This window comes from Bradyrhizobium huanghuaihaiense (assembly GCF_025200885.1).
GTDB classification, from domain to species: domain Bacteria; phylum Pseudomonadota; class Alphaproteobacteria; order Rhizobiales; family Xanthobacteraceae; genus Bradyrhizobium; species Bradyrhizobium huanghuaihaiense.
Genome location: NZ_CP104172.1, coordinates 579075 through 603843 on the forward strand (window position 1 = coordinate 579075; position 24769 = coordinate 603843).

Genomic DNA, 24769 nt, shown 5'->3' on the forward strand with positions numbered 1-24769 from the left:
TCACTCCGCCGCCTTGCTTGCAGGCGGCGGAGGCGCGAAGGCGATGCAGCGATTGCGGCCTTCGGCCTTGGCCCGGTAGAGCGCATGATCGGCCGCGCCCATGAGCGCGTCGATGCCGGACATGCTGGCGGTGGCCTCGGCGATGCCGATGCTTACGGTGAGGCCGAACTGGATCTTCTCGGCAAGGACCTGTGTGCTCATCACGCGCTTGCGGATGCGCTCGGCGACCGTCCTCGCCCGGGACAGGCTGGTCTCGGGCAGGAGCACGGCGAATTCCTCGCCGCCGAGACGGCCGACGATGTCCGATTTGCGCTTGCCGTCGAGACAGGCGGCCGCGACCGCCTTGATCGCGGCGTCGCCCACGGCATGGCCGTAGCGATCGTTGACCGACTTGAAGTGGTCGATGTCGAGCATCAGCACCGAGACGGAGCGGTAGTAGCGCTGGAAGCGGCTCCATTCCGCCTCGAGGCTCTCGAGGAAGTGGCGGCGATTGTAGAGGCCGGTGAGCGGATCGGTGGTGGCGAGCGTCTCCAGCATCGCGGCTTTTTGCGTCAGATCGGTGATGTCGACATAGGTCAGCATGCGCCCGCCATTCGACATCGTAGTGCAATGAGCCCTGATGCGGCGGCCGTCCGGCGTCTGCAGGTCGCGCACGTGATCGCCAGCCTTGACCTCCTCGACGCGCCGCGCCGGAAACTTCGCGAGCTCGCTGTTTGGAAGATTGGGCGCGCTGGCGCGATGCAGGCGCCGCACCAGCGATGAATAGGCCGGCCGGCCTGCAGCTTCGTCTTCGCTGACCTCCCAGAACCGCCGCATCCGCCGGTTCATGAAGGTGGCGTGCAGGTCGGAATCGAGCAGCAGGACGCCGTCCTGAACATTCTCCAGCGCATCCCGCAGCAGCCTCAGCTCGTCGGAGGCACGCACGATGTCGGTGACGGGGGTATAGGTCAGCATGCGGCCGCCGTCGGGCAGCGGGGTGACCTGGACGCGCACGACGTCGCCATTGGTCCGGCGCAGATCGATCGGGGTCGGATCACCCGCCTCGATCACGCGGACGCGCTCCGCGACCAGGGCATCGAGCTCGGGGTCCGGCACCTCATAGGCGCCGGTGTCGCGTCCGTGGTGAAGCAGCGTGAGAATGGATGGGTTGCTGTCGGCAACCTCGTCGGGCAGGCGCCACATCTGGCGAAACGACCGGTTGATCAGGCGCGCCCTGAGGTGGGCGTCGAGCAGCACGATGCCGGTCGGTACGTGATCGAGCGCGGCGCGCAGCGCCAGCATCTGGCCGCGCATCAACGCGTCGGACGAGCGTTCCCGCTCCTCGCCCGCCGCCCGCTCGCTGCCCGCCTGCTCGAAGGCGACCCCGACCTGGCGATCGGATCGCCAGACCACGCGGCAGGCCAGAACCTCGCGCCCCGCAGGCCTGAGCTGGAACCGCTCGGGCACGCCGAGGCCGCTCTCCATCTCGAGCGTGGCCGCCTCCTCGGTCAGCCGCCGTACGATGCAATCGATCGACGACTGGCCGAAATTGAAGAAGATCTTCCCAGCAAGGAACGTCCGTTCCGAAACCAAGCGGGACATTCGCAGTCTCCGACACCTAACGACGTGAAAGCTGGCGTAGTGTCGCGCAAGGTTCCTTGCGCCGGTGTAACGCAATTGATGTTTTGGGATGAGGATTAACGATTCGTTGACGCGCAATACGGGAATGCTGTTCCGGCCGGTCGATCGCGATCGTCGCGCTTTATCGAATCCGATACGACCCCCGTCAATTGCGCACCGCGTAGAGCGGTGTGCGTAACGTCAGCTGGTAGGCGGGCTTCGGCGTCCACGCGATCTGCGCGGTGATGCCGAACAGGCGGTTGTCGTTGTCGTCCATGCGGTCGAGGTCGAGCCGCAGGGTCGGCTGCGTGAAGGGCTCCGCCAGCGTCCGGCCGGCGAACTGCGCGCCGCCGAACGACTGGATGCCGAGCCGCCCGGTGAACTTCCAGTTGCTCGGCCATTGGTAGTAGCCGCCGGCATAGAGGATGGTGTTCGGCCGGATACTGGCGAACGGGCTGGCGATGGTGGTGTAGGTATATTGCAGGCCGGCCAGCCAGCCACGTGTCTCGTCCTCGTCGAGCGCGTAGTCGAATTCCAGGATGTTGTTGAAGGAGTTCGTCATGCCCTGCTCGTTCGGCACCGACTGCGTCAGTGTCGATTGCAGCGTGATGGTCGGGATCTTGCCGCCATTCTGCTGGTAGAGGTCGGCTTGCACGCCGATGTTCCAGCTGGTGATGTCCAGGGATGACCAGCCGCTGCCGATGTCCACGGTCGAGCCCGACACGCCGCCATAGAGCGAGACGCGGTCGCTGACGTCGACGGTCAGGGGCAGGTCGACGGCGATGGCTTTCGCGGCCGGCAAGCCGTTCGGCAGCGTGGTGCCCCGTCGTATCGCCAGCGATTCGAATGCGGCCGACAGCGAGGTGGTGCCGAAGCCGAGTCCGAGCGTGCCCGCCGGGATCGCCGCGTAGCTGGTGCGCAGGTCGAGATAGATGTTCGGCGCGGCCGGCTTTGCGGGCTTGTCCTCCTCGTCGTCGGCCGCGACCGCGGCGCCCGCCGGGATCGCCAGACAAAGCAGTCCCGTCGCGGCAGCGCGCAAAGCCGGATGACGGGAGTGGCTGTGATGGAGCACGTGACGATCCGACGCGTGGCGATTTGATGGCAAAACCGTTGTTAGATGGAACGTGATCGCTTTCGTGGTCAAGCGGTATCCGCAGACGATGGACGACGCGGATGTGCGCGGGTACCCTGCCGTGATCGCACTGACAGACCCGCCGGCCACAGTGCAGGCCGGACAAAGGAGAATGACAGAAATGAACACGTCACGCCGTATCCTGCTCACCGGTCTGGCGGGGCTCGCTGTTGCTCCGACCGCCGTTGCCGCCGCTGTCCCGTCGGCCGAACCCGCCGACGTGACGGTCGCCGAAGAGCGTTTCGCGCGTACGATCGCAGCCGCGCATGCGCCCGATATCAGCTGCGCGCGCCAGGCTGAACGCTACGCGGATGCGCACTGGCCGGAGTATGTCGTGGCAGCCAGGGCTGTGATTGGCGCGCGTGTGTGATTCGCGCGTTTACTTCTCCACCGCCCGCCTGACCTGCTCGCCGATCTGCGACAGCACGAGCTGCGCCTGTGGCAGGATCGCGCCCATGGCGTGGAAATTGTGGACCATGCCGTCATGGCAGACGTGCTCGACGGCCACGCCCGCGGTGAGAAGCTTGCGCGCATAGGCATTGCCCTCGTCGCGCATCGGGTCGAACTCGGCGGTGTGGATGATCGCGGTCGGCAGGCCGGCGAGGCGTGTCGCGCGCAGCGGCGAAATGCGCGGATCGGCGGCATCGACGTCGCCGGGCAGATAGTCGGCAAGGTCAGCTTCGATCGTGATGCGGTCGATCAGGTGTCCCTCAGCAAATTCCTCGCGCGACGGCGAGGTCTCCTCGAAATCCAGCACCGGGCAGATCAGGCATTGCGCCACGATGGAGAGGCCGGCGTTTTGCAAGGCCTCCTGGCACACGATCGCCGCCAACGTGGCGCCGGCGGAATCGCCGCCGACCACCAGCCGCTCGGCATCGATGCCGAGCGAGGACGCCTCGCGCGCGACCCACTCGGTCGCGGCGATCGCATCGTTAACGGCCGCGGGAAATTTGTGCTCGGGCGCAAGCCGGTAGTCGACCGAGACCAGGCGGCAGCCGGTCGCATGCGCCAGCGCCGCGGCGATGCGGTCATGCGTGGCGATGCTGCCGGCAACGAGACCGCCACCGTGGAAGAACACGAAGCCCGGTGCGCGCTCGCCGGCAGAAGCGGGCGAATAGAGCCGGTAGGGAAGCTCTCCGCCGGGGCCGGGCAGTATGCCGTCGGCCGCGGTCACGTCAGGCGCTTCGGTGCGTGCGAACTGCATCAGCTTTGCCAGCGATTGCCGCCGTGCCTCCACACTCGGCCGGCTCCGCGCCTGCGGCCCGGCCGCAGCCATCATGGTCAACAAACGCTTTGCGAGCGGGTCGAGCGGCATTCTGCTTCCTTCTCCCTTACGGGAAAGCGTGGCCTACCTCATGGGAAAGGGTAACCTACCTCTTCTGCGCAGGGAATCATTTAGAAGTTCCACCAATAGTGGCGCTATAGTGCGGCATCGTGCCAAGGGAGGCCGGTTATGGCCGAGATCAAGAAGCCCATCGAATATTCACCGAGCTGGACCTTCTTTGAAGGCAAATGGCATGACGGCAATGTGCCGATCATGGGGCCGCGAACGCATGCGGCCTGGCTCGGCTCGGTCGTGTTCGACGGCGCCCGTGCGTTCGAAGGCGTCGCGCCCGATCTCGACCTTCACATGGCCCGCACCAATCAATCCGCAATCAGCTTCGGCCTGAAGCCGGTGGTCGATGCCGGCACCTGGCTCGCGCTCGCAAACGAAGGCATCGCGCGTTTCGCCGCGAATGCCGAGCTCTATATCCGTCCGATGTACTGGGCGCAGAGCGGGCTCGGCGGCGGCGTGCTGTTCGATCCTGAGTCCACCAACTGGTGTCTGAGCATCTACGAGGCGCCGATACCGAAACCCGTCGGCAACGCAATCACGCTGTCGCCGTTCCGCAGGCCGACCACCGAATGCGCGCCGGTCGAAGCGAAGGCGGCCTGCCTCTATCCGAACAATTCGCGCGCACTCGCCGAAGCGGCCTCGCGCGGCTTCCAGAACGCGCTGATGCTCGACATGCTCGGCAATGTCGCCGAGTTCGGCAATTCCAACGTGTTCATGGCCAAGGACGGCGTGGTGTTCACGCCGGTGCCGAACGGCACCTTCCTCAACGGCATCACGCGCCAGCGTGTCATCAGCCTGCTTCGCGGCGACGGCGTCACCGTGGTCGAGAAGACGCTGCGCTATGCCGACTTCCTCGCCGCCGACGAGATTTTTTCATCCGGAAATTTCGCCAAGGTCGCGCCGGTGATCCGCATTGACGAGCGCGAGCTGAAGCCGGGACCGTTCTACACCAAGGCGCGAAAGCTCTATTGGGACTTTGCGCATGCGGTGAAGTTGGCGGCGTAGGTCTCGTTGCTTCCCGCGTACTCCGTCATTGCGAGCGCAGCGAAGCAATCCAGAATCGTTCCGCGGTGGCAGTCTGGATTGCTTCGCTGCGCTCGCAATGACGAGCGTGTGGGAGCATCGACAATCCACAACGTCAAGCCGCGCCGCGCCTTATGAGCCCCGTCTCCGAAACCGGCTGAACTGAAACGCCTGCGTCGAATTCCACGGCGTGTGGTGCGTCTCGCTCCGCGCCTCGACCAATTCAAACTCCGGTCCGAGCTCGGCCGCGAGGCTGGCGCTGTCATGGCGCTGCACCGGCAGGCCGCTGCATTTCTCCGGTCCGTCGGGTGCAAACGTGGCGATGATGACCTGGCCGCCAGGGCTGACCGCCGATCGCAGGCTCTCGGCGTACGCCGCTCTGTCATCGGGATCGGTCAGGAAGTGAAACGCCGCACGATCGTGCCAGACATCGTAGGTCCTGGTTGGCTGCCATGTCGTGGCGTCGGCGACGATCCAGTCGACCGTTGTAGCGGCCTTGCCGATTCGCTTCTTCGCCACGTCGAGCGCGTTGGCGGACAGGTCCAGCACGGAGAGACGGCGATATCCATCCTGCAGCAGCGCATCGACTAGCCGCGATGCGCCGCCGCCGATATCGATGATGGCCGCGTCATGATCGGAATTGGCTGCGCGAATCATCGCGAGCGAGGTCGCCGGGCTGTCCTGATACCAGCTGACCTCGGCCTCGCCCTTGGTGGCGTAGACGTTGTCCCAGTGCGTGGTGCGGTCGGACATGGCGTGCTTCGGCCTTGGCCGGGGGACGGCAGCGCGTAAGCGGCGCTGCCGGGATCAACTGGCAATTCGCGCGTCCGCCGCATGCGGACGCGCCGGCACGAACGAAGGACCTACTCGTCCTTCTTCGACATCCGCTCGAGACGCTCCTGCATTTCCTTCATCTGCTGGCGCAGGTCGTCGATGTTGCTGTCCTTCGGTGCCTCGGCGCTTGCATCGGGCTCCGGCTCGGGGCTCGCCGCCGGGCGGGGCGCGGCGAACGGCTTGAACATCGAGAAGGTCTGCTGGAACAGCTCCATGTTGCGGCGGACCTGCTCCTCCAGCGGCGCAAACGGCGTGCCGGACAGCGTGTTGGCGATCTGCTTGCGGAACTTCTCCTGCTCCTGGGTCAGCGTCGCGATCGACTGCTCCAGATATTTCGGCACCACCATCTGCATGCTGTCGCCGTAGAAGCGGATCAACTGGCGCAGGAAGGTAGTTGGCAAGAGGTTCTGGCCGGCCTTGTTCTCCTGCTCGAAGATGATCTGGGCCAGCACGGAGCGGGTGATGTCGTCGCCGGTCTTGGCGTCGTAGACCAGGAAATCTTCGCCGTCCTTGACCATGGCGGCGAGGTCTTCCAACGTCACGTAAGTACTCGTTCCGGTGTTATAGAGCCGGCGGTTCGCGTATTTCTTGATCGTGGTGGGTTGGTCTGATTTCGCCATGGGCTCTCACTTGCAAAAACGCTGAGAACGGGAACCCGGCGGCTATGCCGCAGGGCGGGAAGAGTACGCAACGCAACAAAATAAGCATTTTCAAAGGGGTCACGCTACCGTTTTGTGCGCCACGGTTAATCGGGCAGCAAAAACGTGCTTGCGAAAGCGCCAAGAACGCTATTTTGAATGCGCTGCGGCATGAATTCGGCCCCCCGCCGATTGACATGCCTCAACGACGTTAACAGGATGGCTGACGAGACTGGCGAGCGCTTTTCCAGCCCCGCCTGCCCCCTTACAAGAACCTCAAGCCCCAGGAGATGCCCCATGTCAGACGATGTCGTCATCGTCAGCGCCGCCCGCACCCCGGTCGGAAGCTTCAACGGAGCCTTCGCGACCCTTCCTGCCCATGACCTCGGCGCCGTCGCCATCAAGGCCGCGCTGGAGCGCGGTGGCATCGAGCCCGGCCGCGTTTCGGAAGTCATCATGGGTCAGATCCTGACCGCCGCCCAGGGTCAGAACCCGGCCCGCCAGGCCTCGATCGCCGCCGGCATTCCGGTGGAAAGCCCGGCCTGGGGCGTGAACCAGCTCTGCGGCTCGGGCCTGCGCACGGTCGCGCTCGGCTACCAGGCGCTACTCAACGGCGATTCCGAGATCGTGGTCGCCGGCGGCCAGGAATCCATGAGCATGGCCCCGCACGCCCAATACCTGCGTGGCGGCGTCAAGATGGGCGCGCTCGAATTCGTCGATACCATGATCAAGGACGGCTTGTGGGATGCCTTCAACGGCTACCACATGGGCAACACCGCCGAGAACGTCGCGCGGCAGTGGCAGATCACCCGCGCCCAGCAGGACGAGTTCGCGGTCGCCTCGCAGCAGAAGGCCGAGGCCGCGCAGAAGGCCGGCAAGTTCAACGACGAGATCGTCCCCGTCACCATCAAGACCCGCAAGGGCGACGTGGTCGTCAGCGCCGACGAATATCCGCGGCATGGCGCCACGCTCGACGCGATGGCCAAGCTCCGTCCCGCCTTCGAGAAGGACGGCACGGTCACCGCGGGCTCGGCCTCGGGCATCAACGACGGCGCTGCCGCCGTGGTGCTGATGACGGCGAAGCAGGCCGCCAAGGAAGGCAAGAAGCCGCTCGCGCGCATCGTGTCCTGGGCGCAGGCCGGCGTCGATCCGAAGATCATGGGCTCGGGCCCGATCCCGGCCTCGCGTGCCGCGCTGAAGAAGGCCGGCTGGAACGTCGGCGATCTCGATCTGATCGAGGCCAACGAGGCCTTCGCGGCGCAGGCCTGCGCCGTCAACAAGGACCTCGGCTGGGACACCTCGAAGGTCAACGTCAACGGCGGCGCGATCGCGATCGGCCATCCGGTCGGCGCCTCCGGCGCGCGCGTGCTGGTGACGCTGCTGCACGAGATGCAGAAGCGCGATTCGAAGAAGGGCCTTGCCACGCTGTGCATCGGCGGCGGCATGGGTATCGCGATGTGTCTGGCGCGCGACTGAAGGTCGCTGACGTCAAGCTGACGCGTGCGCCGCACACCTGATTGAGTGCGTTGCACGCGACTAAAAAGGCGGCGGTTGCAAATCAAATATTCTTCGCAACCGCGCAGGCCTCGACTAAAGAGAAACGCCCGGCTCCGCCGGGCGTTTTGTTCTTGATGTCCGTCAAACGTCCCGCATAATCCGTAGCTAAAAACGATCACTCAAAAGCGTCCGAAGAGTCCAAGGAAGAGTCCAAGGGAAGGAATACGATATGGCACGTGTTGCACTGGTGACGGGTGGTACGCGGGGCATCGGAGCTGCGATCAGCAAGGCGCTGAAGGCGGCCGGCTACAAGGTCGCGGCAAGCTATGCCGGCAACGATGCGGCGGCGGAGAAGTTCAAGGCCGAGACCGGCATCGCCGTCTACAAATGGGACGTCAGCAATTTCGACGCCTGCGCCGAAGGCGTGAAGAAGGTCGAGGCCGAGGTCGGCCCGGTCGACGTGCTCGTCAACAATGCCGGCATCACCAAGGACGGCGCCTTCCACAAGATGAGCCTCGAGCAATGGAACGCCGTGATTGGCACCAATCTCGGTTCGCTGTTCAACATGTCGCGCCAGGTGATCGAAGGCATGCGCGGGCGCAAGTTCGGCCGCATCATCAACATCTCCTCGATCAACGGCCAGAAGGGCCAATTCGGCCAGGTGAACTATTCCGCGGCCAAGGCCGGTGAGATCGGCTTCACAAAGGCTCTGGCAATCGAGAACGCCAAGGGCGGCGTTACCGTGAACGCGATCTGTCCGGGCTACATCAACACCGAGATGGTGCAGGCGGTGCCGAAGGACGTGCTGGAAAAGTCCATCCTGCCGCTGATCCCGATCGGCCGGCTCGGCGAGCCCGAGGAGATCGCGCGCGCGGTCGTGTTCCTCGCCGCCGATGAGGCCGGCGCCATCACCGGCTCGACGCTCTCCGTCAATGGCGGCCAGTACATGGTGTGATGCTTAGGCGTCACGTTCGATTATAAAGCCAACGTCTCGTGATGCCCGGGCTTGCCCCGGTCATCACGTCCTGTCATTCCGGGGCGCCGCGACAGCGGCGAACCCGGAATCTCGAGGTTCCGGGTCTGGTGCTGCCGCGCCATCCCGGAATGACGAGGCTTTCTGCAATGACTCCCCGCACCGCGACGCTGATCGGATTGACGGCGATCCTGATGTGGTCGCTGCTCTCTGTGATGACGGTGGCGACCGGAAGGATTCCGGCGTTCCAACTCGCCGCGATGACGTTTGCGATCGGCGGTCTCGTCGGCCTGCTGACCTGGATCGGCCGCGGCGATGCCGCCAAAAGCCTGCGCCAGCCGCCGGTGGTGTGGGCCGTCGGCGTCGGCGGATTGTTCGGCTATCACGCGCTGTATTTCCTCGCGCTGCGCTTCGCGCCGCCGGCCGAGGCCGGTCTCCTGAATTATCTCTGGCCGCTCCTGATCGTGCTGTTTTCGTCGTTCCTGCCGGGCGAGCGGCTCGCCGTGCATCATGTCATCGGCGCCGTGCTTGGGCTGATCGGCACGGTGCTGCTGTTCGCCGGCAACACCAGCGGGTTTGCGCCGGGCGCAGTGCCGGGGCTGGTCGCGGCCTTCATCGCCGCCTTTGTCTGGGCGACCTATTCGGTGCTGTCGCGCCGGTTGAAAGCGGTGCCGACCGACGCGGTCGCGGGCTTCTGCCTTGCCACCGCTACGCTCGCGGCAGTGATGCATGGTGTGCTGGAGACCACGGTGTGGCCGGAGACCACGCTGCAATGGCTTTCCGTGATCGCGCTCGGCATCGGTCCGGTGGGCGCCGCCTTCTACGCCTGGGACATCGGCATGAAGCGTGGCGACATCCGCGTGCTCGGCGCCGCCTCCTACGCGACGCCGTTGCTTTCGACCGGCTTCCTCATCGCCGCCGGCTTTGCCAAAGCCAGCGCCAACATCGCCATTGCCGCGGTCCTGATCGCCGGCGGCGGCCTGATCGCGGCGAAGGACATGGTGCTGAGGAAGCGCTGAATGTCATTCCGGGGCGCACGAAGTGCGAACTATGATGCGCAATTGCGCATCTGAGAATCCATTTATCCGCGTCAATGGTGGCGAGATAGATTCGCAGATGCGCAATTGCGCATCATAGTTCGCCGCTTGCGCGTCGCCCCTGAATGACGGCGTGGAGCTACGGCTCCCAGCCCTTCGGCGCCAGCTCGAACTTTGCGAACTCGAACGCCGGCGCCACGGTGCAGCCGACCAGTGTCCACTCGCCCGTGGTCTCCGCCATCTGCCAGGCATTGGCCGGCACGATTCCCTGTGGCCGCTCACCGCCGACGAGATCGGTGCCGAGCCGCACCTCGTGCTGCGAGCAACCATCATGGGCGATGCGCAGCGTCAAGGGGCTGCCGGCGTAGTAGTGCCAGGTCTCGACCGCGTCGATGCGATGCCAGTGCGAGCGCTCGCCGCGTGCGAGCAGGAAGTAAATCAGGGTCGAGCGCGAACGGCCATTGGCGTCCGTGGTCTGGTCGCGGAACGTCTCGCGATAGTGCCCGCCTTCGGGATGCGGGCGGAGTTCGAGGCGTGCGATGATCTCGGCTGCGGTCGGCATCGATCCCCGTCAGGACTTGTTCTTCAGGACTTGTTCTTGCGCTCGCGGAGCTCGCCGAACACCGTGGCGCCATCTGCGCCCTTCATGTGGAGCCTGGCTGCAACCGACGGCTCATCGGCGCGGAGGAACACGTTGGCGCGCTTCTCGTCACCGAGCAGCGAGGGAATGGTCGGCTTGTTCTCGGCGCGGAGCTTGGCCACCTCCGCCGCGCGCGCCTGCAGCGCCGCATTGTCGGGGTCGATGGTGAGGGCGAACTTGACGTTGGACGCGGTGTATTCGTGGCCGCAATAGAGCTTGAAGTCGTCGGGCAGCGCGCGCAGCTTCAAAAGCGAATCCCACATCATCGGATAGGTGCCCTCGAACACGCGGCCGCAGCCGATCGAGAACAACGTGTCGGCGGCGAACACCGTCTTCTCATTGTCGAACACGTAGGAGATGTGGTCGAGCGTGTGGCCGGGCGTCTCCACGACGCGCGCCAGCAGATTGCCGATCTTGACGACGTCGGCATTGGCGACGCGCAGGTCGACGTTGGCGATCTTGGTCGTCTTGTCATGCGGCGCGACGACGCGGCAATTGTATTTCTGCTTGAGTTCGGCGACCCCGCCGACGTGATCGCCATGATGATGGGTGATCAGGATGTCGGTGAGCTGCCAGCCCTCGCGCTCCAGCGCCGTCAGGATCGGGCCGGCCTCGGGCGCGTCGATCGACGCCGTCGCCTTGGTTTCCACATCGTGGATCAGATAACCGAAATTGTCGTTTAAACAGGTGAAAGTACGAATTTCGGCGGCCATGACCTCTCCATCGCGCTCAGCCCCGCCAGACAAATATGGCGTTAACGTTGCGCAGGCAATGCAATATTCCGCGCGCAGGCGTGCCCTCGCGCATGTTACATTGCCGTCATGACAATCGATGTCGTCGACCTCCGCGAGTTCTATTCCCGCCGCCTCGGCATCGTGGCGCGGCAAATGATCAATCGCGGCATCCGGGAGCGCTGGCCGGGCGCCGAGGGTCAGCGGGTGCTCGGTATCGGCTATCCGACGCCCTATCTGGGGTTGTTCCGCGAAGACGCCGAGCGCTGCCTCGCCTTCATGCCGGCGGCCCAGGGTGTCCTGAAATGGCCGACGGGCCGGCCGGCGCTGGCCTCGCTGGTCGATGAGTTCTCGCTGCCGCTTCCCGATGCCGCGGTCGACCGCATCCTGCTGGTCCATGCGTTGGAGATGTCGGACGATCCGGCCGCGCTGCTGCGCGAGGTGTGGCGGGTGCTGTCGGGCTCGGGCCGCGTCATCGCGGTGATCCCGAACCGGCGCGGCGTATGGACCCGCACCGACAGTACGCCGTTCGGTCACGGCCGGCCCTATTCGCGCTCGCAGATCACTGATCTGTTGCGCCAGACCTGGTTCACGCCCACGGCCTGGGGTGAGGCGCTGTTCATGCCGCCCTATGCCGGCGGCTGGGTGCTGAAATCCGCGCAGATGTGGGAGCGTGCCGGCGCGGCGCTGTCGCTGCCGTTTGCGGGTGTGCACATCGTCGAGGCGACCAAGCAGGTCTATCGCGCGATCCCCGCCAAGCGCGAGCGGGCGCGGCTGATTCCCTCGTTGGGCAAGCCGGTGCTGGTGCCGTCCTCGACGACAGTGACGCGCAGCTAAGATACAAGCGTTGCGGGACGACGGTGCGCTCCCTCTCCCGCTTGCGGGAGAGGGTTGGGGAGAGGGTTGGGGAGAGGGTGCCTCCGCAGAGAGATTCCCCAAGAGGAGAGAGCCCTCACCCGGCGCTCTGCGCCGACCTCTCCCGCAAGCGGGAGAGGTGCAACACCGCCACCGACTATCACCAAAAACAAATCGTCCCGGCGAGGCCGGGACGATTCAAGTCAGAAAATCAGAAGAGGCTTACTCGCCGGAGGCGACCTCGTCGCTGGATGCGGCCGGAGCCGCTTCACGATCGGGACGCGGCCCATGCGGCCGGCGCCGACGGCGCGGAAAGCGTTCGCCGCCGCCACCGCCGCCTTCAAAGCCGCCCTGGGCGCCATTCACCTGCGGCTGTGCGCCGGTGATGAAGGAGGGCAGGCGGTCCACGCTGCCGGCATCGGCGATGACGGGCTGCGGCTGGTTCGCGGGTTGCGGCTGCGGCTGATATTGCGGCTGCGGGCGATGATCGCGTTCGCGGTGCTCGCGCGGTTGCTGGTTGTCGCGCTGATAGGGCTGCTGATTGTCGCGCTGCTGGTGATCACGCTGGTGATGATCGCGCTGGCCGTCGCGGTCGCGCATGAAGGGCTGCTGCTGCGGCGGCTGCGGAACGAAGCCCGGCTCTTGGCCGAACGCCGAGAAATTCTCGCCGTCGTCCTCGCTGTCGTCGCCGCTGGTGTTGCTGATCGGCTCGTCGCCACGCGGCTGCTGGTTCTGGCGGAACTGCTCCTGGGCGGCCGCGATCAGGCGGAAATAGTGCTCGGCGTGCTGGTAGTAGTTCTCGGCCGCAACGGGGTCGCCGGAGGAGCGCGCATCGCGCGCGAGCTGCAGATACTTTTCGGCGATATGCGAAGCCGTGCCGCGGATTTTGATGTCGGGCCCGTTGGACTCGTAGACCCGGGTCATCGGGTTCTGGCCGCGCCGGTTGTTGTTGTTGTTATTGTTGTTGCGGTTGCGCATCCGCTGCTTGTTCTGACCGTTTCTCATGTCCTGCCTTTAATTCCAGCCCTAAAGGTTGCACGCATTACTGATTGCTGAGACTGACCTGGTGACAGCGGTTCACATCGCTCGTACGCACCGCGCACGAGAGCGGATTGAACCCTGCCAATGTTCGTCGACCGTCGCGTTCAACAAAGACGCGTTCCCCACCCGCCAGCATTCATTGCCAGCGAACCCATTCATATCGCCTGCCGAAACAAGCCCAGCTTTCTTGCGTAAGTCTTCAAGCGCAATATCAGGCTTTCGTTCACGTTGCGGTCGGAGAGCAGCGCAGCTCGCTGGCCATCGCGCTCAACCCTGCGGCTTGGAACCTTTAATCAGTAAAGCTCTCGCCCGAGAGCCCGGCTTTCACCCGTAGGTCTACGGGGCCGGCACCGATGTGTTGATCGGAACGTAGTCGTTCCCAAGGGATATTCCAAGAGCTTTTTACAGACCAATCCGGCTTTTATGGGGGCATTTTTCGGGCCGAAACGGCCCGTGGGATACCCGCCAAATCGGCCTTGGGTGACCTGTCCACCACTAACGCGGCAGCGGCCATCAAGGTTTCAATATTTCGGGCCTGGCCCTGTCCGGCCTCGACGATCAGGGCCCCGCCGGGGGCGAGGCGCTCGGCCGCCTGCGGCGTCAGGACCCGGTAGGCGTCATATCCGTCATTGCCGCCGTCGAGGGCCAGATGCGGATCGTGCTCACGCACTTCGATGCTCAATTTCGGAATTTCGGCCGAGGGAATATAGGGCGGGTTCGACACGATGAGATCGAATGGACCCGAGAGCGCCGCCAGATAGGAGCAGGCGACGAAGGCAGAACGGTTGCCGAGGCCGAGGGCGGCGGCATTGCCCCGCGCGGTGCCGAGAGCGGTGAGGCTGAGATCGGTGCCGACACCGAAGGCATCGGGAATCTCGTGCAGCAGCGCCAGCAGGATCGCGCCTGAGCCGGTGCCGATATCGGCGATGCGGGGCCGGCGGATCTTCTGCTCGCGAAAAAGCTCGAGCGCGCGCTCGACCACGGTCTCGGTGTCAGGACGCGGGACCAGGGTCGCCTCCGAGAGGCGAAACGGCAAGCCCCAGAATTCGCGCACGCCGAGAATGCGCGCCACCGGTTCGCCCGCGATCCGGCGCTCCGCATATTGCGCGAGCTGCAACGCCTCGGCGCTCGTGAGGAGGCGGGCGGCCTGCGCAATCAGGCCGGTGAGATCGAGGCCGAGGGCTGCACCGATCAGGATGCGGGCGTCGAGCTCGGCTTCGTCGAGCTGTGCGGATCGCAGCTGCGCCGCCAGCGCGCGGCGTGCGCTCTCGATCGATTGTCCTGTGAAGGCGTTGCTCACGCGGCGCGTCACGCCGCCGCGCCTTGCGCGGCGAGCTGCGCGGCCTGGTGCTCGGTGGTCAGCGCGTCGATCAATTCGCCCAGCGCTTCGCCGGCGATCACCTGCGGCAGCTTGTAGAGCGTCAGGTTGATGCGGTGGTCGGTGACGCGCCCTTGCGGGAAGTTGTAGGTGCGGATGCGCTCGGAGCGATCGCCGGAGCCGACCTTCTCCTTGCGTTCGGCCGAGCGCGCGGCGTCGACGCGCTGGCGCTCGGCGTCGTAGATCCGCGAGCGCAGGATGTTCATGGCCGAGGCGCGATTCTTGTGCTGCGAGCGGCTGTCCTGCATCATCACCACGATGCCGGTCGGGATGTGGGTGATGCGGATCGCCGATTCGGTCTTGTTGACGTGCTGGCCGCCGGCTCCTTGCGCGCGCATGGTCTCGATGCGCAGGTCGTCGTTCTTGATGTCGACGTCGACCTCCTCGACCTCCGGCAGCACGGCCACCGTCGCCGCGGACGTATGAATGCGCCCTTGCGTCTCGGTGTCGGGCACGCGCTGCACGCGGTGCACGCCGGATTCGAATTTCAGCTTCGAGAACGCGCCGCGGCCCTGCACCTCCGCGATGATTTCCTTGTAGCCGCCGACGGTGCCTTCGCTGGCCGAGATCACCTCGACCTTCCAGCCCTGCAAGCCGGCGAAACGCTCGTACATCCGGAACAGGTCGCCGGCGAACAGCGAGGCCTCGTCGCCGCCGGTGCCGGCGCGGATTTCCAGCATCACGTTGCGGTCGTCCATGGCGTCCTTGGGCAACAGCGCGACGCGGATCTTCTGGACCAGCTCATCGATCCTTGGCGTCAGCTCGTCGCGCTCGGCTTCCGCCATGCCGCGCATCTCCGCATCCGTCGCGGGATCGGCGATCAGCGCCTCGGTGTCGGCGAGCTCCTTGACGGCGGACCGATAGGTCTTGACCGCCTCGATCAGCGGGGTGATCTCGGCCAGCTCGCGCGTGATCTGCACGTAGCGCTCGGAGGCGAGCTGTCCGAGCGATTCGGCCTCGAGCGAAGCGTGATGCGCGAGCAGGACGTCCAGTTTGGCTTCGGGGAGTGACGACATCGGTTCAGTCTCAAAGGGCGGAAGGAGGCGAGGGCGGCGGGGAGCGGGCGACAGGCCCGCTACAACGCAAGGCCCTCGGCCTCGGCAAACTCCGTCAGCTTCTGCCGGATCGAGACGCTGCCCGCGGGCGCATCCAGCAGAGGGTTGAGCATCGCTTCGGCCTTCTTCGCGTCGACATCGAGCACCATCGCCTTGACCGGGCCGAGCGCGGTCGCCGAGAGCGACAGCGAGCGATAGCCCAGCGCGATCAGCGCCAGTGCGCCGATCGGCTTCGACGCCATCTCGCCGCAGAGCGAGAGCGATTTCTGCGCGCCTTGCGCCTTCCGCGCGATGTCGCGTAGCGCGCGCAGGATCGGCGCCGACATCGTGTCGAAGCGCTCGGAGACTTTTGCGTTGCCGCGGTCGACCGCGAACAGGAACTGGAACAGATCGTTGGAGCCGACCGAGATGAAGTCGACCTTCTTCAGGAGCTCATCGAGCTGGTAGAGCAGCGCGGGCACCTCGACCATGGTGCCGATGTCGATTCTTTCGGGCAGCGTGTGGCCGTGCTGGCGCAGATATGTCAGCTCGCGCTCGACCAGCGCCTTCGCCGAGTCGAATTCGGCGACCTCCGAGATCATCGGGAACATGATGCGCAGCGCGCGGCCGCCGCCGGCGCGCAAGAGCGCGCGGATCTGGCCGCGCAGAAGGCCGGGGCGATCGAGCCCGAGCCGGATCGCGCGCCAGCCGAGCGCGGGATTTTCCTCGATCACCGCTTCCATGTAGGGCAGCGCCTTGTCGCCGCCGATGTCGAGGGTGCGGAAGGTGACGGGCTTAGGTCCGGCGGCATCCAGCACGGTGCGATAGAGCGCGAGCTGGTCGCTGGTGCGCGGCAGGCTCTGGCCGACCATGAATTGCAGCTCGGTGCGGAACAGGCCGATGCCGGCGCTGCCGGTGTCTTCGATATGCGGCAGGTCGATCGCTAACCCTGCGTTGATCATCAGCTCGACCTTCTGGCCGTCCCTGGTGACGCAGGGCCGGTCGCGCAGCGCCAGATACTGCGCCTGGCGGCGGGCGCGGAAGCGCACGCGCTCGGCGAAGGCGGCCTCGATCTCCTGCGACGGACGCACATAGATCGAGCCGGACGTGCCGTCGACGATGATGGCATCGCCGGGATCGGCGATGCCGGGCGCGTTCGGCACCTCGCCGACCGCGGGGATGCCGAGCGCGCGCGCCACGATGGAGACGTGGGAGTTGGCGGTGCCTTCCTCCAGCACGATGCCGCGCAGGCGCTTGCGGTCGTAGTCGAGCAGCGCCGCGGGGCCCATCGCGCGAGCGATGACGATGGCGTTGTCGGGCAATTGCTCGCGTGACGGCGCGTGATCCTGGCCGACCAGCTGCCGCATCAGGCGGTAGCCGAGATCCTCGAGATCGTGCAGGCGGTCGCGCAAATAAGGATCGGTCGAGCGCAGCATGCGCGCGCGGGTGTCGGACTGCACGCGCTCGACTGCGGCTTCCGCGGTGAGGCCGGTGGCGACCGCCTCGTGCAGCTTGTGCGACCAGCCCTGGTCGTTGGCGAACATGCGGTAGGCTTCCAGCACCTCGCGGTGCTCGCCGCCCTCGGCGACGTCGCCGCGCTCCAGCATGCGGTCGAGATCGGCGCGCAGCTTAGCGAGCGCGGTGTCGAGCCGCTTGATTTCCTTGGGCAGGTCTTCGGCGATGTAGTCCTTGATGACGACGCGCGGCTCGTGCAGCACGACATGGCCGAGCGCGATGCCTTCCGACAGGATCGCGCCGACCTTCTGCGCCGAATGGCGCGCGGCAGGCTCGAGGCCGGGCTGCGCCAGCGCCGACAGCTCGCCGGAGGCGATCAATTCCGCCAGCACCATCGCGGTGGTCTGCAGCGCCTCGAGCTCCTCCTCGACATAGTTGCGCTTGGCGCGGTTCTGCACCACCAGCACGCCGAGCGTGTTGCCGGCGCGCAGGATCGGCACGCCGAGGAAGGAGTGGTAGATTTCTTCGCCGGTCTCGGGACGGAACGAGAAGGCCGGATGGCTCTGAGCATCGCTGAGGTTGAGCGGCGTCGCCTCGCTGGCGACGAGACCGACGAGGCCCTCATGGGCGCTGAGCACGGTATGGTGCACAGCCTCGCGGTTGAGGCCTTCGGTGGCGTAGAGCTCGAGCGTGTTGTCGACGCGCAGCACGTAGACCGAGCACACCTCGGCCACCATGTTGGCGGCGATCAGCACCACAATCTTGTCCAGCCGCTCCTGGGCCGAGACCTGCTCCGCCATGGTTTCGCGGAGCCGTCTCAACAAGACGCGGGGACCTCCCGACGCGCTCCGCATGTACCGTCAATCTCCTCCGTCTGCCGGGGCCGAAAGGGCCCGCGGCGGCTCGCCCGAAATCCAGAGAAACAACAAATTTGCTCGTCCGGCGCCGGCCCCGGCGGTTGCCGGAGCCGAATCAGCACCGCCTGAACTGGGGCACAGTTTCCGGCAGCCCACCCTGTCCGCGTATAGCGAATTGGGGCTTGTTTTGCCAAGCAAAACGCCTGCCAAACGCGAAGGTGTGTACACCTTCGCGTTTGCTGCGACCGCTAAGAGAAAATTAGCCCAGGCATGGTCCGGAAAAGTGCGAAGCGGTTTTCCGGAAAGACCATGCTCAAACGACAATCTAAAGCACGACCACGGGTCGCGCTTTAGGCCTGATCGAGGCCGTAGAGCGTATGCAGGGTGCGCACCGCCAGCTCGGTATAGGCGGTGTCGATCAAAACCGAGAATTTGATCTCGGAGGTTGTAATGGCCCGGATGTTGATATTCCGCCCCGCGAGGGCCGAGAACGCCTGGGCGGCGACGCCGGCATGGCTGCGCATGCCGCTGCCGATCACCGAGATTTTTGCAACGTCGGTGGCGGTATCAAGCCGGGCATAGCCGATCTTGGCCTTGGCGGCGGTAATCGTGTCCTTGGCGCGGGTGTAGTCGGCCGCCGGGACCGTGAAGGTGAGATCGGTGGTCTTGCCGTCCTCGGAGACGTTCTGCACGATCATGTCGACGTTGATGTTGGCCTCGGCCAGCGGGCCGAAGATCGAGGCCGCAACGCCCGGCTTGTCCTGGATCTGGCGCACCGAGATCTGGGCCTCGTCCTTCGAAAAGGCGATACCGGTAACGACGTGGTTTTCCATGATCTCCTCCTCGCCGCAGATCAGCGTGCCGGGCGGCTGGTTGGCATGCGGGTCGATATCCTCGGGCTTGTCGAAGCTCGATCGGACGAAGATCGGCATGTTGTGGACCATGCCGAGTTCCACCGAGCGGACCTGGAGCACTTTTGCGCCCTGCGAGGCCAGTTCCAGCATGTCCTCGAATGCGATCTTGTCGAGCCTCTTGGCCTTCGGCACGATTCGCGGGTCAGTAGTATAGACGCCATCGACATCGGTGTAGATGTCGCAGCGGTCTGCCTTGACGGCTGCGGCGATCGCCACGGCCGAGGTGTCGGAGCCGCCGCGGCCGAGGGTGGTGATGCGGCCCGTTTCGGCGTTGATGCCCTGGAAGCCCGCGATGACGGCGACCTCCTTGCGCTCCTGGAAGCGCTTGATGATCTCGCTGCCGTCGATGTCCTCGATCCGGGCCGAGGCATGGGCGTCGCTGGTCTTGATCGGGATCTGCCAGCCCTGCCAGGAGCGGGCCTGGATGCCCATGCTCTGCAGCACGATGGCAAGCAGGCCGGACGTGACCTGCTCGCCTGAGGCGACGACGGCGTCGTATTCGCGCGCGTCGTGCATCGGCGAGGCCTCGGTGCACCAGGCCACCAGCTCGTTGGTCTTGCCCGACATTGCCGAGACGACCACGGCCACTTCATGGCCGGCGTCCACCTCACGCTTCACATGGCGTGCGACGTTGCGGATGCGTTCGATGTTGGCGACGGATGTGCCGCCGAATTTCATCACGAGGCGGCTCATGACGACGCGTGCATTCCCTCATAAGGATCAGTATGGTGACCCGCACCGGACGGGTGCCTGCGGACACCGACCGCGCGTATACAGAGCGGCGGGGCCGGGGGCAAGCGGGTTCCTGCGGGGGCAGGTCGGGGGAGTGGGTTAACCGAGATCATGGCGCGCTATATCGACGAGATCCTGCAGCCTGGCGAGCGGGTGCTGTATTCGACCAATGCGCACTGGATCTTCTATTTCCCGGCGATTGTGGCCTGGATCGTGGCGCTGGCCCTGCTGATCCTGTCGCGGCAGGTCGCGGCCGACGGCCTCGTGATTCTGTGTCTCATCGCCGCGGGCGTGGCGGCTCTGCCGGCCCTGTTCTGGACCGTGAAGGGCTGGTTCCATCGCTTCAGCACCGAGACCGACGTCACCAATCTGCGGGTCGTGCACAAGACCGGATTCATCAAGCGCCGCACCTTCGAGATGGCGCTGGACAAGGTCGAGAGCGTCGACGTCGATCAGAGCATTCTTGGACGTATTCTCAACTACGGCGACGTGACGATTCGCGGCGTCGGCGAGGGGATCGAGACGATCAGGACCATCGCCTCGCCGCTCGCCTTCCGTAGTTCGATCACCACGCGGTAGGACCGCGCGTAACCATGAGCATGCAGCAAAATACTTCCCTCTCCGCCGCGGCCCAGCCGGGCTCGACCGTCGACGCCGCCGAAATCGCGAAATTCTCAAAACTCTCGGCGGAGTGGTGGGACCCCAAGGGCAAGATGGCGCCGCTGCACCGGATCAACCCGCTGCGGCTCGGCTATATCCGCGACGCCGCCTGCCGCAAGTTCGAGCGCAACGTGCGCAGCCTGAACTGCCTCGGCGGACTGCGCGTGCTGGACATCGGCTGCGGCGCCGGCCTGCTCTGCGAGCCGCTGTCGCGGCTGGGCGCGCAGGTCATCGGCGTCGATCCCTCGGTGAGCAACATCGCAGCGGCGAAGCTTCACGCCGACAAGAGCCATCTGTCGATCGACTATCGCTGCACCACGGTGGAGGAGATCGATCCGCGCGAGCGCTTCGACATCGTGCTGGCGATGGAGGTGGTCGAGCACGTCACCGACGTCGGCATGTTCCTGAAGCGCTGCGCCTCGATGCTGAAGCCGAACGGGCTGATGGTGGTCTCGACGCTGAACCGGAACTGGAAGAGCTTTGCGCTCGCCATCGTCGGCGCCGAATACGTCCTGCGCTGGCTGCCGCGCGGCACGCATGAATGGAACAAGTTCGTCACGCCCGACGAACTGACGAAATATCTGCTCGACAACCGCCTCGTCATCACCGAGCAGACCGGCGTCGTCTACTCACCCTTCGCCGACAAATGGAGCCTCTCGTCGGATATGGACGTGAACTACATGGTGGTCGCGGAAGGGATGGTGTGAGGGCTGCTCGTAAGGAGTGCGCTGCATCCACAACTCCGGTGTCGTCCCGGCGAAGGCCGGGACCCCCAGGGAGCAGTTGTAGCGCGGCACAGGCAACCGCGAGTCTTCGCCAAACCAATTCCTGTGGGTAAGGGTTCCGGCCTTCGCCGGGACGACACCGTGCTTGTTGCGAAAGCATCGCTCCTATGACGCGGTCATGATTGACCTGTTGCCGCGTCCTCGGCAGTTTGCATCAAGTCCCTCGTAGCCACTCCCCCCCATGCTCACCGTCACCAGCCTCTGGATTCCCTTCACCGTCATTGCTGCGCTCGGCCAGGTCGCGCGCAATGCGATGCAGCGGTCGTTGACGAAGCCGCTGGGGACCTGGGGCGCGACCAATATCCGCTTCCTGTTCGGCTTCCCGTTCTCGCTGCTGTTTCTCGGCGTGGTGCTGGTCGCGACCGGCGATCATATCGGTATGCCGCCGGCCGTATTCTGGCCGTGGCTGCTGCTCGGCGCACTCAGCCAGATCGTTGCCACCGGGCTGATGCTGCTCGCGATGAACGACCGCTCCTTCGTGGTGACGACGGCCTACCTCAAGACCGAGGCGATCCAGACCGCGATCTTCGGCTTCGTCTTCCTCGGCGATCATCTGACCTGGCTCAAGGTGCTGGCGATCGTGATCGCGACCGTCGGTGTAGTCATCACCGCGCTGCGCCCCGGCGGAGAGAAGAGTTTTGCGGAATTGAAGCCGACCATCACCGGCCTCGTCGCCGCGGCGGCGTTCGCGCTCTCAGCGGTTGGTTTTCGCGGCGCGATCATCACGGTGCCGAACGTGTCGTTCGTGACGGCCTCGTCGCTCACGCTGGTGCTCGGCCTGTTCGTGCAGACGCTGGTGCTGACGATCTACCTGCTCTGGCGCGCGCCGGACGTGCTGCGCGGCATCCTCGGCATGTGGCGGCCCTCGATGCTGGCTGGCTTCACGGGCGCCTTCGCCTCGCAATTCTGGTTCCTGGCCTTCGCGCTGACGGCCGCCGCCAACGTCCGCACGCTCGCATTGATCGAGGTGCTGTTCGCGCAAGGCGTCGCCTACTACTCGTTCAAGCAGCCGATCGCGCCGCGCGAGCTTATCGGCATCGCGCTGATCGTGATTGGCGTTGCGGTGCTGGTGGGGGCCTAATTCCGGTCTTCCGGCAGCGTCGGCAGGGGCGAGACCTCGATGCCTTCGTCGATCAGCGACTTCGCCTCTTCCGGCGAGGCCTCGCCGTAGATCGGGCGGTGCTCCTTGTCGCCGTAATGCATCGCGCGGGCTTCGTTGGCAAAGCGCTCGCCGACATTGTCGGCGTTCTTGACGATGTGATCGCGCAGCTCCTTGAGCTTGGCGCGCAGCTCGCGCTCCTGCGACATCAGCAGCGAGGTCGGCCCTGACGGCGCAGCCTCGGGCGTGGTCGCAGCCACGGGTTCCGGCGGCGGTGTCGCGCGCCCGCGGCCCTTCTTGCCGACGATGCGCGGAGCCATGATCGCCTTGTCGACCTTGGCCGAGCCGCAGATCGGGCAGGTCACGAGCTTGCGCTTTACCTGCGACTCATAGGCCGACGAGCTCTGGAACCAGCTCTCGAAGGCGTGGTTACGGTCGCAATGGAGCGCATAGCGGATCATGCCGATCCCCGTACGAGGTGCAGATGGTCCGGCCCGGCCTTGGGGTCGGCGACGCCGAAGCGGCGGCCATGCTGGAGCGAGGGAATTGCGCGGCGCGCGGTCTCGACCTTGGCCGGGTCGATCTTCGCCATGATGATGCCGGGCTCGACATCGCCCTCGGCGAGGATCTCGCCCCAGGGATCGATGATCAGCGAGTGACCATAGGTCTCGCGCTTGTTCTCATGCAGGCCTGCCTGCGCCGCGGCAAAGATGAAGCAGCCGGTCTCGATTGCACGGGAACGCAGCAGCACGTGCCAATGCGCTTCACCGGTCTTGCGGGTGAAGGCGGACGGCACCGTGATGAAGTAGGCGCCGCTCTCGGCCAGCGCGCGGTACAGCGCGGGGAAGCGCACGTCGTAGCAGATCGTCAGTCCGACCCGGCCCCAGGGCAGGTCGGAGATCACGGCGGTCTCGCCCGGCTGGTAGTTGGCGGATTCGCGATAGCTCTCGCCGTCCGGCAGCTCGATGTCGAACATGTGGATCTTGTCGTAGCTCGCGAGCACATTGCCCTCGGGCCCGATCAGGAAGGAACGGTTGACCGCTTTCTCCTCCGAGAAGCGCAGCGCAAGCGAGCCGACGTGGATGTGGATCTTCAGTTCAGCCGCGAGCGCCCGGTAGGCCTTCAGCGAGGTGTCGTCCTCTTCGCTCTGGAGATGCTCGAACAGCGCCTTGCGGTTCAGCTGCATCATGTTGCTGACTTCGGGCGTCTGCACGTAGTCGGCGCCGCCCGCCGCAGCCTGCCGGATCAGCCTGGTGGCCTGCGCGAGGCTGGGCTCCGGCAACAGGCCGGTGCGCATCTGCACCATCGCGGCGATGAAGGTCCTGTTATCGCTCATGATACCGCCTTCACGCTTTCGAGCAGGCCGTCGAGCTTGCCCTCGCGGTCCAGCGCGTAGAGGTCATCGCAGCCGCCGACATGGGTGCCGCCGATCCAGATCTGCGGGAAAGTCGAGCCGTCGCCGGCGCGGTCGTACATCTCCTGGCGCCAGGTTGGGTTCTTGGCGACGTCGAACTCGGCGAAGGTCGCCTTCTTGCGGGTCAGCAGGGACCTCGCGGCGGAACAATAGCCGCAGCCCGGCCGGGTGTAGATCTCGACAGCAGCAGTCATCTCGTCTGGCGCTTTCATGTCATGAATTCATTGAATTATATGGGACTTCACCTGACCTCCACAACCCGGGCGAACACCAGCACGTCAACCTGGGCCGCCTTGGCGCGGAGCAGGGCGCGCGCGCAGGCATCCAATGTCGCACCTGAGGTCAGGACATCGTCGATCAAGACGACGCGGCGGCCCTGGATTTCGGCCTGACGGTCCGGAGATACCTGGAATGCGCCCTGCACATTGGTGGCGCGCTGGGCCCGTGACAGGCCGATCTGCTGCTCGGTGGCGCGCACCCGCCGCAGCACGTCGCCATGCACCTTGACGCCGCTCTGCCGCTCGATCACGCGCGCCAGCGCTCCGGACTGGTTGTAGCGGCGGCGCCAGGCCCGCCGCCAATGCAGGGGCACCGGCACCAGCATGTCGGCGCCCGTCAGCAGCTCGCCGCCCGCGCGCGCCATCCAGCGGCCCATGGCCGGTGCTAGGTCGGTGCGGTCCTGGTATTTCAGCGCATGCACCAGCGTACGCGCGACGTCATCATAGCGCACCGCCGCGCGGGCACGCTGGTAGGCCGGCGGGCTCGCAATCGCCTCCATCGACAGCATGTCGGGGCCGGGATCATAGACGAAGGGAATGCCGAGCCGCGGACAATAGGGCCGCTCGATGAACGACAGGCGCGCCCAGCACGCCGCACACACGCCCTCGCCGTCCACCGGCTCGCGGCAGGACACGCACAGCGTCGGCAGCGCAATGTCGAGGGCGAGCCGCGCCGCGCGTGACAGCACGTGGCGGCCAACCGTCCATGCGGCACGCAGCGGTGCGGCGATAGAACGGGCTGGGGCGGCGTCGGTTTCCATGCGGGAAGGCTAGCGTTCTGCTTGCCGCGCCTCAAGCCGCTCTCTCGTGCCCGGACGCAGCGCAGC

General features: G+C 65.6%; 25 protein-coding genes. 9 read left to right on the forward strand and 16 right to left on the reverse strand.

Going from position 1 to position 24769, the window contains the following annotated elements:
• Both N2603_RS02685 and N2603_RS02690 read right to left on the reverse strand, forming a co-directional pair.
• On the reverse strand, nucleotides 1-1581 hold the full coding sequence (locus N2603_RS02685) for a sensor domain-containing diguanylate cyclase (protein WP_260387596.1): 1581 nt from the start codon (nucleotides 1579-1581) through the stop codon (nucleotides 1-3).
• 184 nt (nucleotides 1582-1765) lie between these two features.
• Nucleotides 1766-2638, reverse strand: coding sequence for a hypothetical protein (locus N2603_RS02690; protein WP_260424440.1), 873 nt, complete (start codon nucleotides 2636-2638; stop codon nucleotides 1766-1768).
• Nucleotides 2639-2852: 214 nt separating this feature from the next.
• Between N2603_RS02690 and N2603_RS02695 the strand changes: the two genes are divergently transcribed.
• On the forward strand, nucleotides 2853-3101 hold the full coding sequence (locus N2603_RS02695) for a hypothetical protein (protein WP_311741588.1): 249 nt from the start codon (nucleotides 2853-2855) through the stop codon (nucleotides 3099-3101).
• 9 nt (nucleotides 3102-3110) lie between these two features.
• Here N2603_RS02695 and N2603_RS02700 read toward each other — a convergent pair whose 3' ends face one another.
• The gene (locus N2603_RS02700) at nucleotides 3111-4046 is read right to left on the reverse strand and encodes an alpha/beta hydrolase (protein WP_260387598.1); all 936 of its coding nucleotides are present in this window, start codon (nucleotides 4044-4046) and stop codon (nucleotides 3111-3113) included.
• Nucleotides 4047-4184: 138 nt separating this feature from the next.
• Between N2603_RS02700 and N2603_RS02705 the strand changes: the two genes are divergently transcribed.
• Nucleotides 4185-5072, forward strand: coding sequence for a branched-chain amino acid aminotransferase (locus N2603_RS02705; protein WP_260387599.1), 888 nt, complete (start codon nucleotides 4185-4187; stop codon nucleotides 5070-5072).
• 150 nt (nucleotides 5073-5222) lie between these two features.
• Here N2603_RS02705 and N2603_RS02710 read toward each other — a convergent pair whose 3' ends face one another.
• Together N2603_RS02710 and phaR are read right to left on the reverse strand one after the other, a co-directional pair.
• Nucleotides 5223-5843: a class I SAM-dependent methyltransferase gene (locus tag N2603_RS02710; protein ID WP_260387600.1), complete on the reverse strand. Its 621-nt coding sequence runs from the start codon at nucleotides 5841-5843 to the stop codon at nucleotides 5223-5225.
• Between the two features lie 110 nt (nucleotides 5844-5953).
• Entirely contained in the window at nucleotides 5954-6544 is a 591-nt protein-coding gene (gene phaR / locus N2603_RS02715) for a polyhydroxyalkanoate synthesis repressor PhaR (RefSeq protein WP_260387601.1), read from the reverse strand.
• Nucleotides 6545-6859: 315 nt separating this feature from the next.
• Between phaR and N2603_RS02720 the strand changes: the two genes are divergently transcribed.
• The 3 genes from N2603_RS02720 (at nucleotide 6860) to yddG (ending at nucleotide 10051) form a co-directional block, all read left to right on the forward strand.
• Complete coding sequence (locus N2603_RS02720) at nucleotides 6860-8038, forward strand: acetyl-CoA C-acetyltransferase (protein ID WP_145669344.1); 1179 nt, start codon at nucleotides 6860-6862, stop codon at nucleotides 8036-8038.
• Between the two features lie 250 nt (nucleotides 8039-8288).
• A complete protein-coding gene (phbB, locus tag N2603_RS02725) occupies nucleotides 8289-9014 on the forward strand; it encodes an acetoacetyl-CoA reductase (RefSeq protein WP_018643533.1) in 726 nt (241 codons plus the stop codon).
• Between the two features lie 167 nt (nucleotides 9015-9181).
• Nucleotides 9182-10051: an aromatic amino acid exporter YddG gene (gene yddG, locus N2603_RS02730; RefSeq protein WP_260387602.1), complete on the forward strand. Its 870-nt coding sequence runs from the start codon at nucleotides 9182-9184 to the stop codon at nucleotides 10049-10051.
• 157 nt (nucleotides 10052-10208) lie between these two features.
• Here the strand turns inward: yddG and N2603_RS02735 are convergent, their stop codons facing one another.
• Together N2603_RS02735 and gloB are read right to left on the reverse strand one after the other, a co-directional pair.
• Complete coding sequence (locus tag N2603_RS02735; RefSeq protein ID WP_018643531.1) at nucleotides 10209-10631, reverse strand: cupin domain-containing protein; 423 nt, start codon at nucleotides 10629-10631, stop codon at nucleotides 10209-10211.
• Between the two features lie 23 nt (nucleotides 10632-10654).
• Nucleotides 10655-11422, reverse strand: a complete 768-nt coding sequence (gloB, locus tag N2603_RS02740; protein WP_260387603.1) for a hydroxyacylglutathione hydrolase — start codon at nucleotides 11420-11422, stop codon at nucleotides 10655-10657.
• 108 nt (nucleotides 11423-11530) lie between these two features.
• Between gloB and N2603_RS02745 the strand changes: the two genes are divergently transcribed.
• Nucleotides 11531-12277 (forward strand): class I SAM-dependent methyltransferase, encoded by a 747-nt coding sequence (locus N2603_RS02745; RefSeq protein WP_260387604.1) that lies wholly within the window; start codon nucleotides 11531-11533, stop codon nucleotides 12275-12277.
• A 240-nt stretch (nucleotides 12278-12517) separates the two neighbouring features.
• On the opposite strand, the gene N2603_RS02750 is transcribed toward N2603_RS02745, so the two are convergent.
• From N2603_RS02750 to N2603_RS02770, 5 genes are all read right to left on the reverse strand, one after another.
• Nucleotides 12518-13300 carry a DUF4167 domain-containing protein gene (locus tag N2603_RS02750; protein ID WP_145831661.1) on the reverse strand — a complete coding sequence of 261 codons (783 nt, stop codon included), beginning with the start codon at nucleotides 13298-13300 and terminating at the stop codon, nucleotides 12518-12520.
• A gap of 457 nt (nucleotides 13301-13757) precedes the next feature.
• Nucleotides 13758-14648: a peptide chain release factor N(5)-glutamine methyltransferase gene (gene prmC, locus N2603_RS02755; RefSeq protein ID WP_260387605.1), complete on the reverse strand. Its 891-nt coding sequence runs from the start codon at nucleotides 14646-14648 to the stop codon at nucleotides 13758-13760.
• On the reverse strand, nucleotides 14645-15730 hold the full coding sequence (gene prfA, locus N2603_RS02760; RefSeq protein ID WP_260387606.1) for a peptide chain release factor 1: 1086 nt from the start codon (nucleotides 15728-15730) through the stop codon (nucleotides 14645-14647). Before prfA ends, prmC begins: the two co-directional genes overlap by 4 nt.
• A 59-nt stretch (nucleotides 15731-15789) precedes the next feature.
• Nucleotides 15790-18057, reverse strand: coding sequence for a phosphoenolpyruvate--protein phosphotransferase (gene ptsP, locus N2603_RS02765; protein ID WP_018643525.1), 2268 nt, complete (start codon nucleotides 18055-18057; stop codon nucleotides 15790-15792).
• A 353-nt stretch (nucleotides 18058-18410) separates the two neighbouring features.
• Nucleotides 18411-19667: an aspartate kinase gene (locus N2603_RS02770; protein WP_018643524.1), complete on the reverse strand. Its 1257-nt coding sequence runs from the start codon at nucleotides 19665-19667 to the stop codon at nucleotides 18411-18413.
• A gap of 150 nt (nucleotides 19668-19817) precedes the next feature.
• Here N2603_RS02770 and N2603_RS02775 point away from each other — a divergent pair, with 150 nt between their 5' ends.
• The 3 genes from N2603_RS02775 to N2603_RS02785 all read left to right on the forward strand — a co-directional run bounded on the left by N2603_RS02775 (nucleotide 19818) and on the right by N2603_RS02785 (nucleotide 22232).
• The gene (locus N2603_RS02775) at nucleotides 19818-20285 is read left to right on the forward strand and encodes a PH domain-containing protein (protein ID WP_260387607.1); all 468 of its coding nucleotides are present in this window, start codon (nucleotides 19818-19820) and stop codon (nucleotides 20283-20285) included.
• 14 nt (nucleotides 20286-20299) lie between these two features.
• On the forward strand, nucleotides 20300-21073 hold the full coding sequence (ubiG, locus tag N2603_RS02780; RefSeq protein WP_260387608.1) for a bifunctional 2-polyprenyl-6-hydroxyphenol methylase/3-demethylubiquinol 3-O-methyltransferase UbiG: 774 nt from the start codon (nucleotides 20300-20302) through the stop codon (nucleotides 21071-21073).
• A gap of 259 nt (nucleotides 21074-21332) precedes the next feature.
• A complete protein-coding gene (locus N2603_RS02785) occupies nucleotides 21333-22232 on the forward strand; it encodes an EamA family transporter (RefSeq protein WP_260387609.1) in 900 nt (299 codons plus the stop codon).
• Here N2603_RS02785 and N2603_RS02790 read toward each other — a convergent pair.
• From N2603_RS02790 to N2603_RS02805, 4 genes are read right to left on the reverse strand one after another with little or no spacing between them, the layout of a single operon-like run.
• Entirely contained in the window at nucleotides 22229-22711 is a 483-nt protein-coding gene (locus N2603_RS02790; RefSeq protein WP_018643519.1) for a DUF1178 family protein, read from the reverse strand. The genes N2603_RS02785 and N2603_RS02790 overlap by 4 nt on opposite strands.
• Nucleotides 22708-23586 (reverse strand): carbon-nitrogen hydrolase family protein, encoded by an 879-nt coding sequence (locus N2603_RS02795; protein WP_260387610.1) that lies wholly within the window; start codon nucleotides 23584-23586, stop codon nucleotides 22708-22710. The genes N2603_RS02790 and N2603_RS02795 overlap by 4 nt, the downstream gene beginning before the upstream one ends.
• Entirely contained in the window at nucleotides 23583-23858 is a 276-nt protein-coding gene (gene grxC / locus N2603_RS02800) for a glutaredoxin 3 (RefSeq protein WP_026312074.1), read from the reverse strand. Before grxC ends, N2603_RS02795 begins: the two co-directional genes overlap by 4 nt.
• A 47-nt stretch (nucleotides 23859-23905) precedes the next feature.
• Nucleotides 23906-24703 carry a ComF family protein gene (locus N2603_RS02805; RefSeq protein WP_260387611.1) on the reverse strand — a complete coding sequence of 266 codons (798 nt, stop codon included), beginning with the start codon at nucleotides 24701-24703 and terminating at the stop codon, nucleotides 23906-23908.
• Nucleotides 24704-24769 lie beyond the last annotated feature (66 nt).

Coding starts and splice junctions, on each gene's coding strand:
- N2603_RS02685 (WP_260387596.1), bottom strand. CDS start 1,581: ATGTCCCGCTTGGTTTCGGAACGGACGTTCCTTGCTGGGAAGATCTTC.
- N2603_RS02695 (WP_311741588.1), top strand. CDS start 2,853: ATGAACACGTCACGCCGTATCCTGCTCACCGGTCTGGCGGGGCTCGCT.
- N2603_RS02700 (WP_260387598.1), bottom strand. CDS start 4,046: ATGCCGCTCGACCCGCTCGCAAAGCGTTTGTTGACCATGATGGCTGCG.
- N2603_RS02705 (WP_260387599.1), top strand. CDS start 4,185: ATGGCCGAGATCAAGAAGCCCATCGAATATTCACCGAGCTGGACCTTC.
- N2603_RS02710 (WP_260387600.1), bottom strand. CDS start 5,843: ATGTCCGACCGCACCACGCACTGGGACAACGTCTACGCCACCAAGGGC.
- phaR (WP_260387601.1), bottom strand. CDS start 6,544: ATGGCGAAATCAGACCAACCCACCACGATCAAGAAATACGCGAACCGC.
- N2603_RS02720 (WP_145669344.1), top strand. CDS start 6,860: ATGTCAGACGATGTCGTCATCGTCAGCGCCGCCCGCACCCCGGTCGGA.
- phbB (WP_018643533.1), top strand. CDS start 8,289: ATGGCACGTGTTGCACTGGTGACGGGTGGTACGCGGGGCATCGGAGCT.
- yddG (WP_260387602.1), top strand. CDS start 9,182: ATGACTCCCCGCACCGCGACGCTGATCGGATTGACGGCGATCCTGATG.
- N2603_RS02735 (WP_018643531.1), bottom strand. CDS start 10,631: ATGCCGACCGCAGCCGAGATCATCGCACGCCTCGAACTCCGCCCGCAT.
- gloB (WP_260387603.1), bottom strand. CDS start 11,422: ATGGCCGCCGAAATTCGTACTTTCACCTGTTTAAACGACAATTTCGGT.
- N2603_RS02745 (WP_260387604.1), top strand. CDS start 11,531: ATGACAATCGATGTCGTCGACCTCCGCGAGTTCTATTCCCGCCGCCTC.
- N2603_RS02750 (WP_145831661.1), bottom strand. CDS start 13,300: ATGAGAAACGGTCAGAACAAGCAGCGGATGCGCAACCGCAACAACAAT.
- prfA (WP_260387606.1), bottom strand. CDS start 15,730: ATGTCGTCACTCCCCGAAGCCAAACTGGACGTCCTGCTCGCGCATCAC.
- ptsP (WP_018643525.1), bottom strand. CDS start 18,057: ATGCGGAGCGCGTCGGGAGGTCCCCGCGTCTTGTTGAGACGGCTCCGC.
- N2603_RS02770 (WP_018643524.1), bottom strand. CDS start 19,667: ATGAGCCGCCTCGTGATGAAATTCGGCGGCACATCCGTCGCCAACATC.
- N2603_RS02775 (WP_260387607.1), top strand. CDS start 19,818: ATGGCGCGCTATATCGACGAGATCCTGCAGCCTGGCGAGCGGGTGCTG.
- ubiG (WP_260387608.1), top strand. CDS start 20,300: ATGAGCATGCAGCAAAATACTTCCCTCTCCGCCGCGGCCCAGCCGGGC.
- N2603_RS02785 (WP_260387609.1), top strand. CDS start 21,333: ATGCTCACCGTCACCAGCCTCTGGATTCCCTTCACCGTCATTGCTGCG.
- N2603_RS02790 (WP_018643519.1), bottom strand. CDS start 22,711: ATGATCCGCTATGCGCTCCATTGCGACCGTAACCACGCCTTCGAGAGC.
- N2603_RS02795 (WP_260387610.1), bottom strand. CDS start 23,586: ATGAGCGATAACAGGACCTTCATCGCCGCGATGGTGCAGATGCGCACC.
- grxC (WP_026312074.1), bottom strand. CDS start 23,858: ATGACTGCTGCTGTCGAGATCTACACCCGGCCGGGCTGCGGCTATTGT.
- N2603_RS02805 (WP_260387611.1), bottom strand. CDS start 24,703: ATGGAAACCGACGCCGCCCCAGCCCGTTCTATCGCCGCACCGCTGCGT.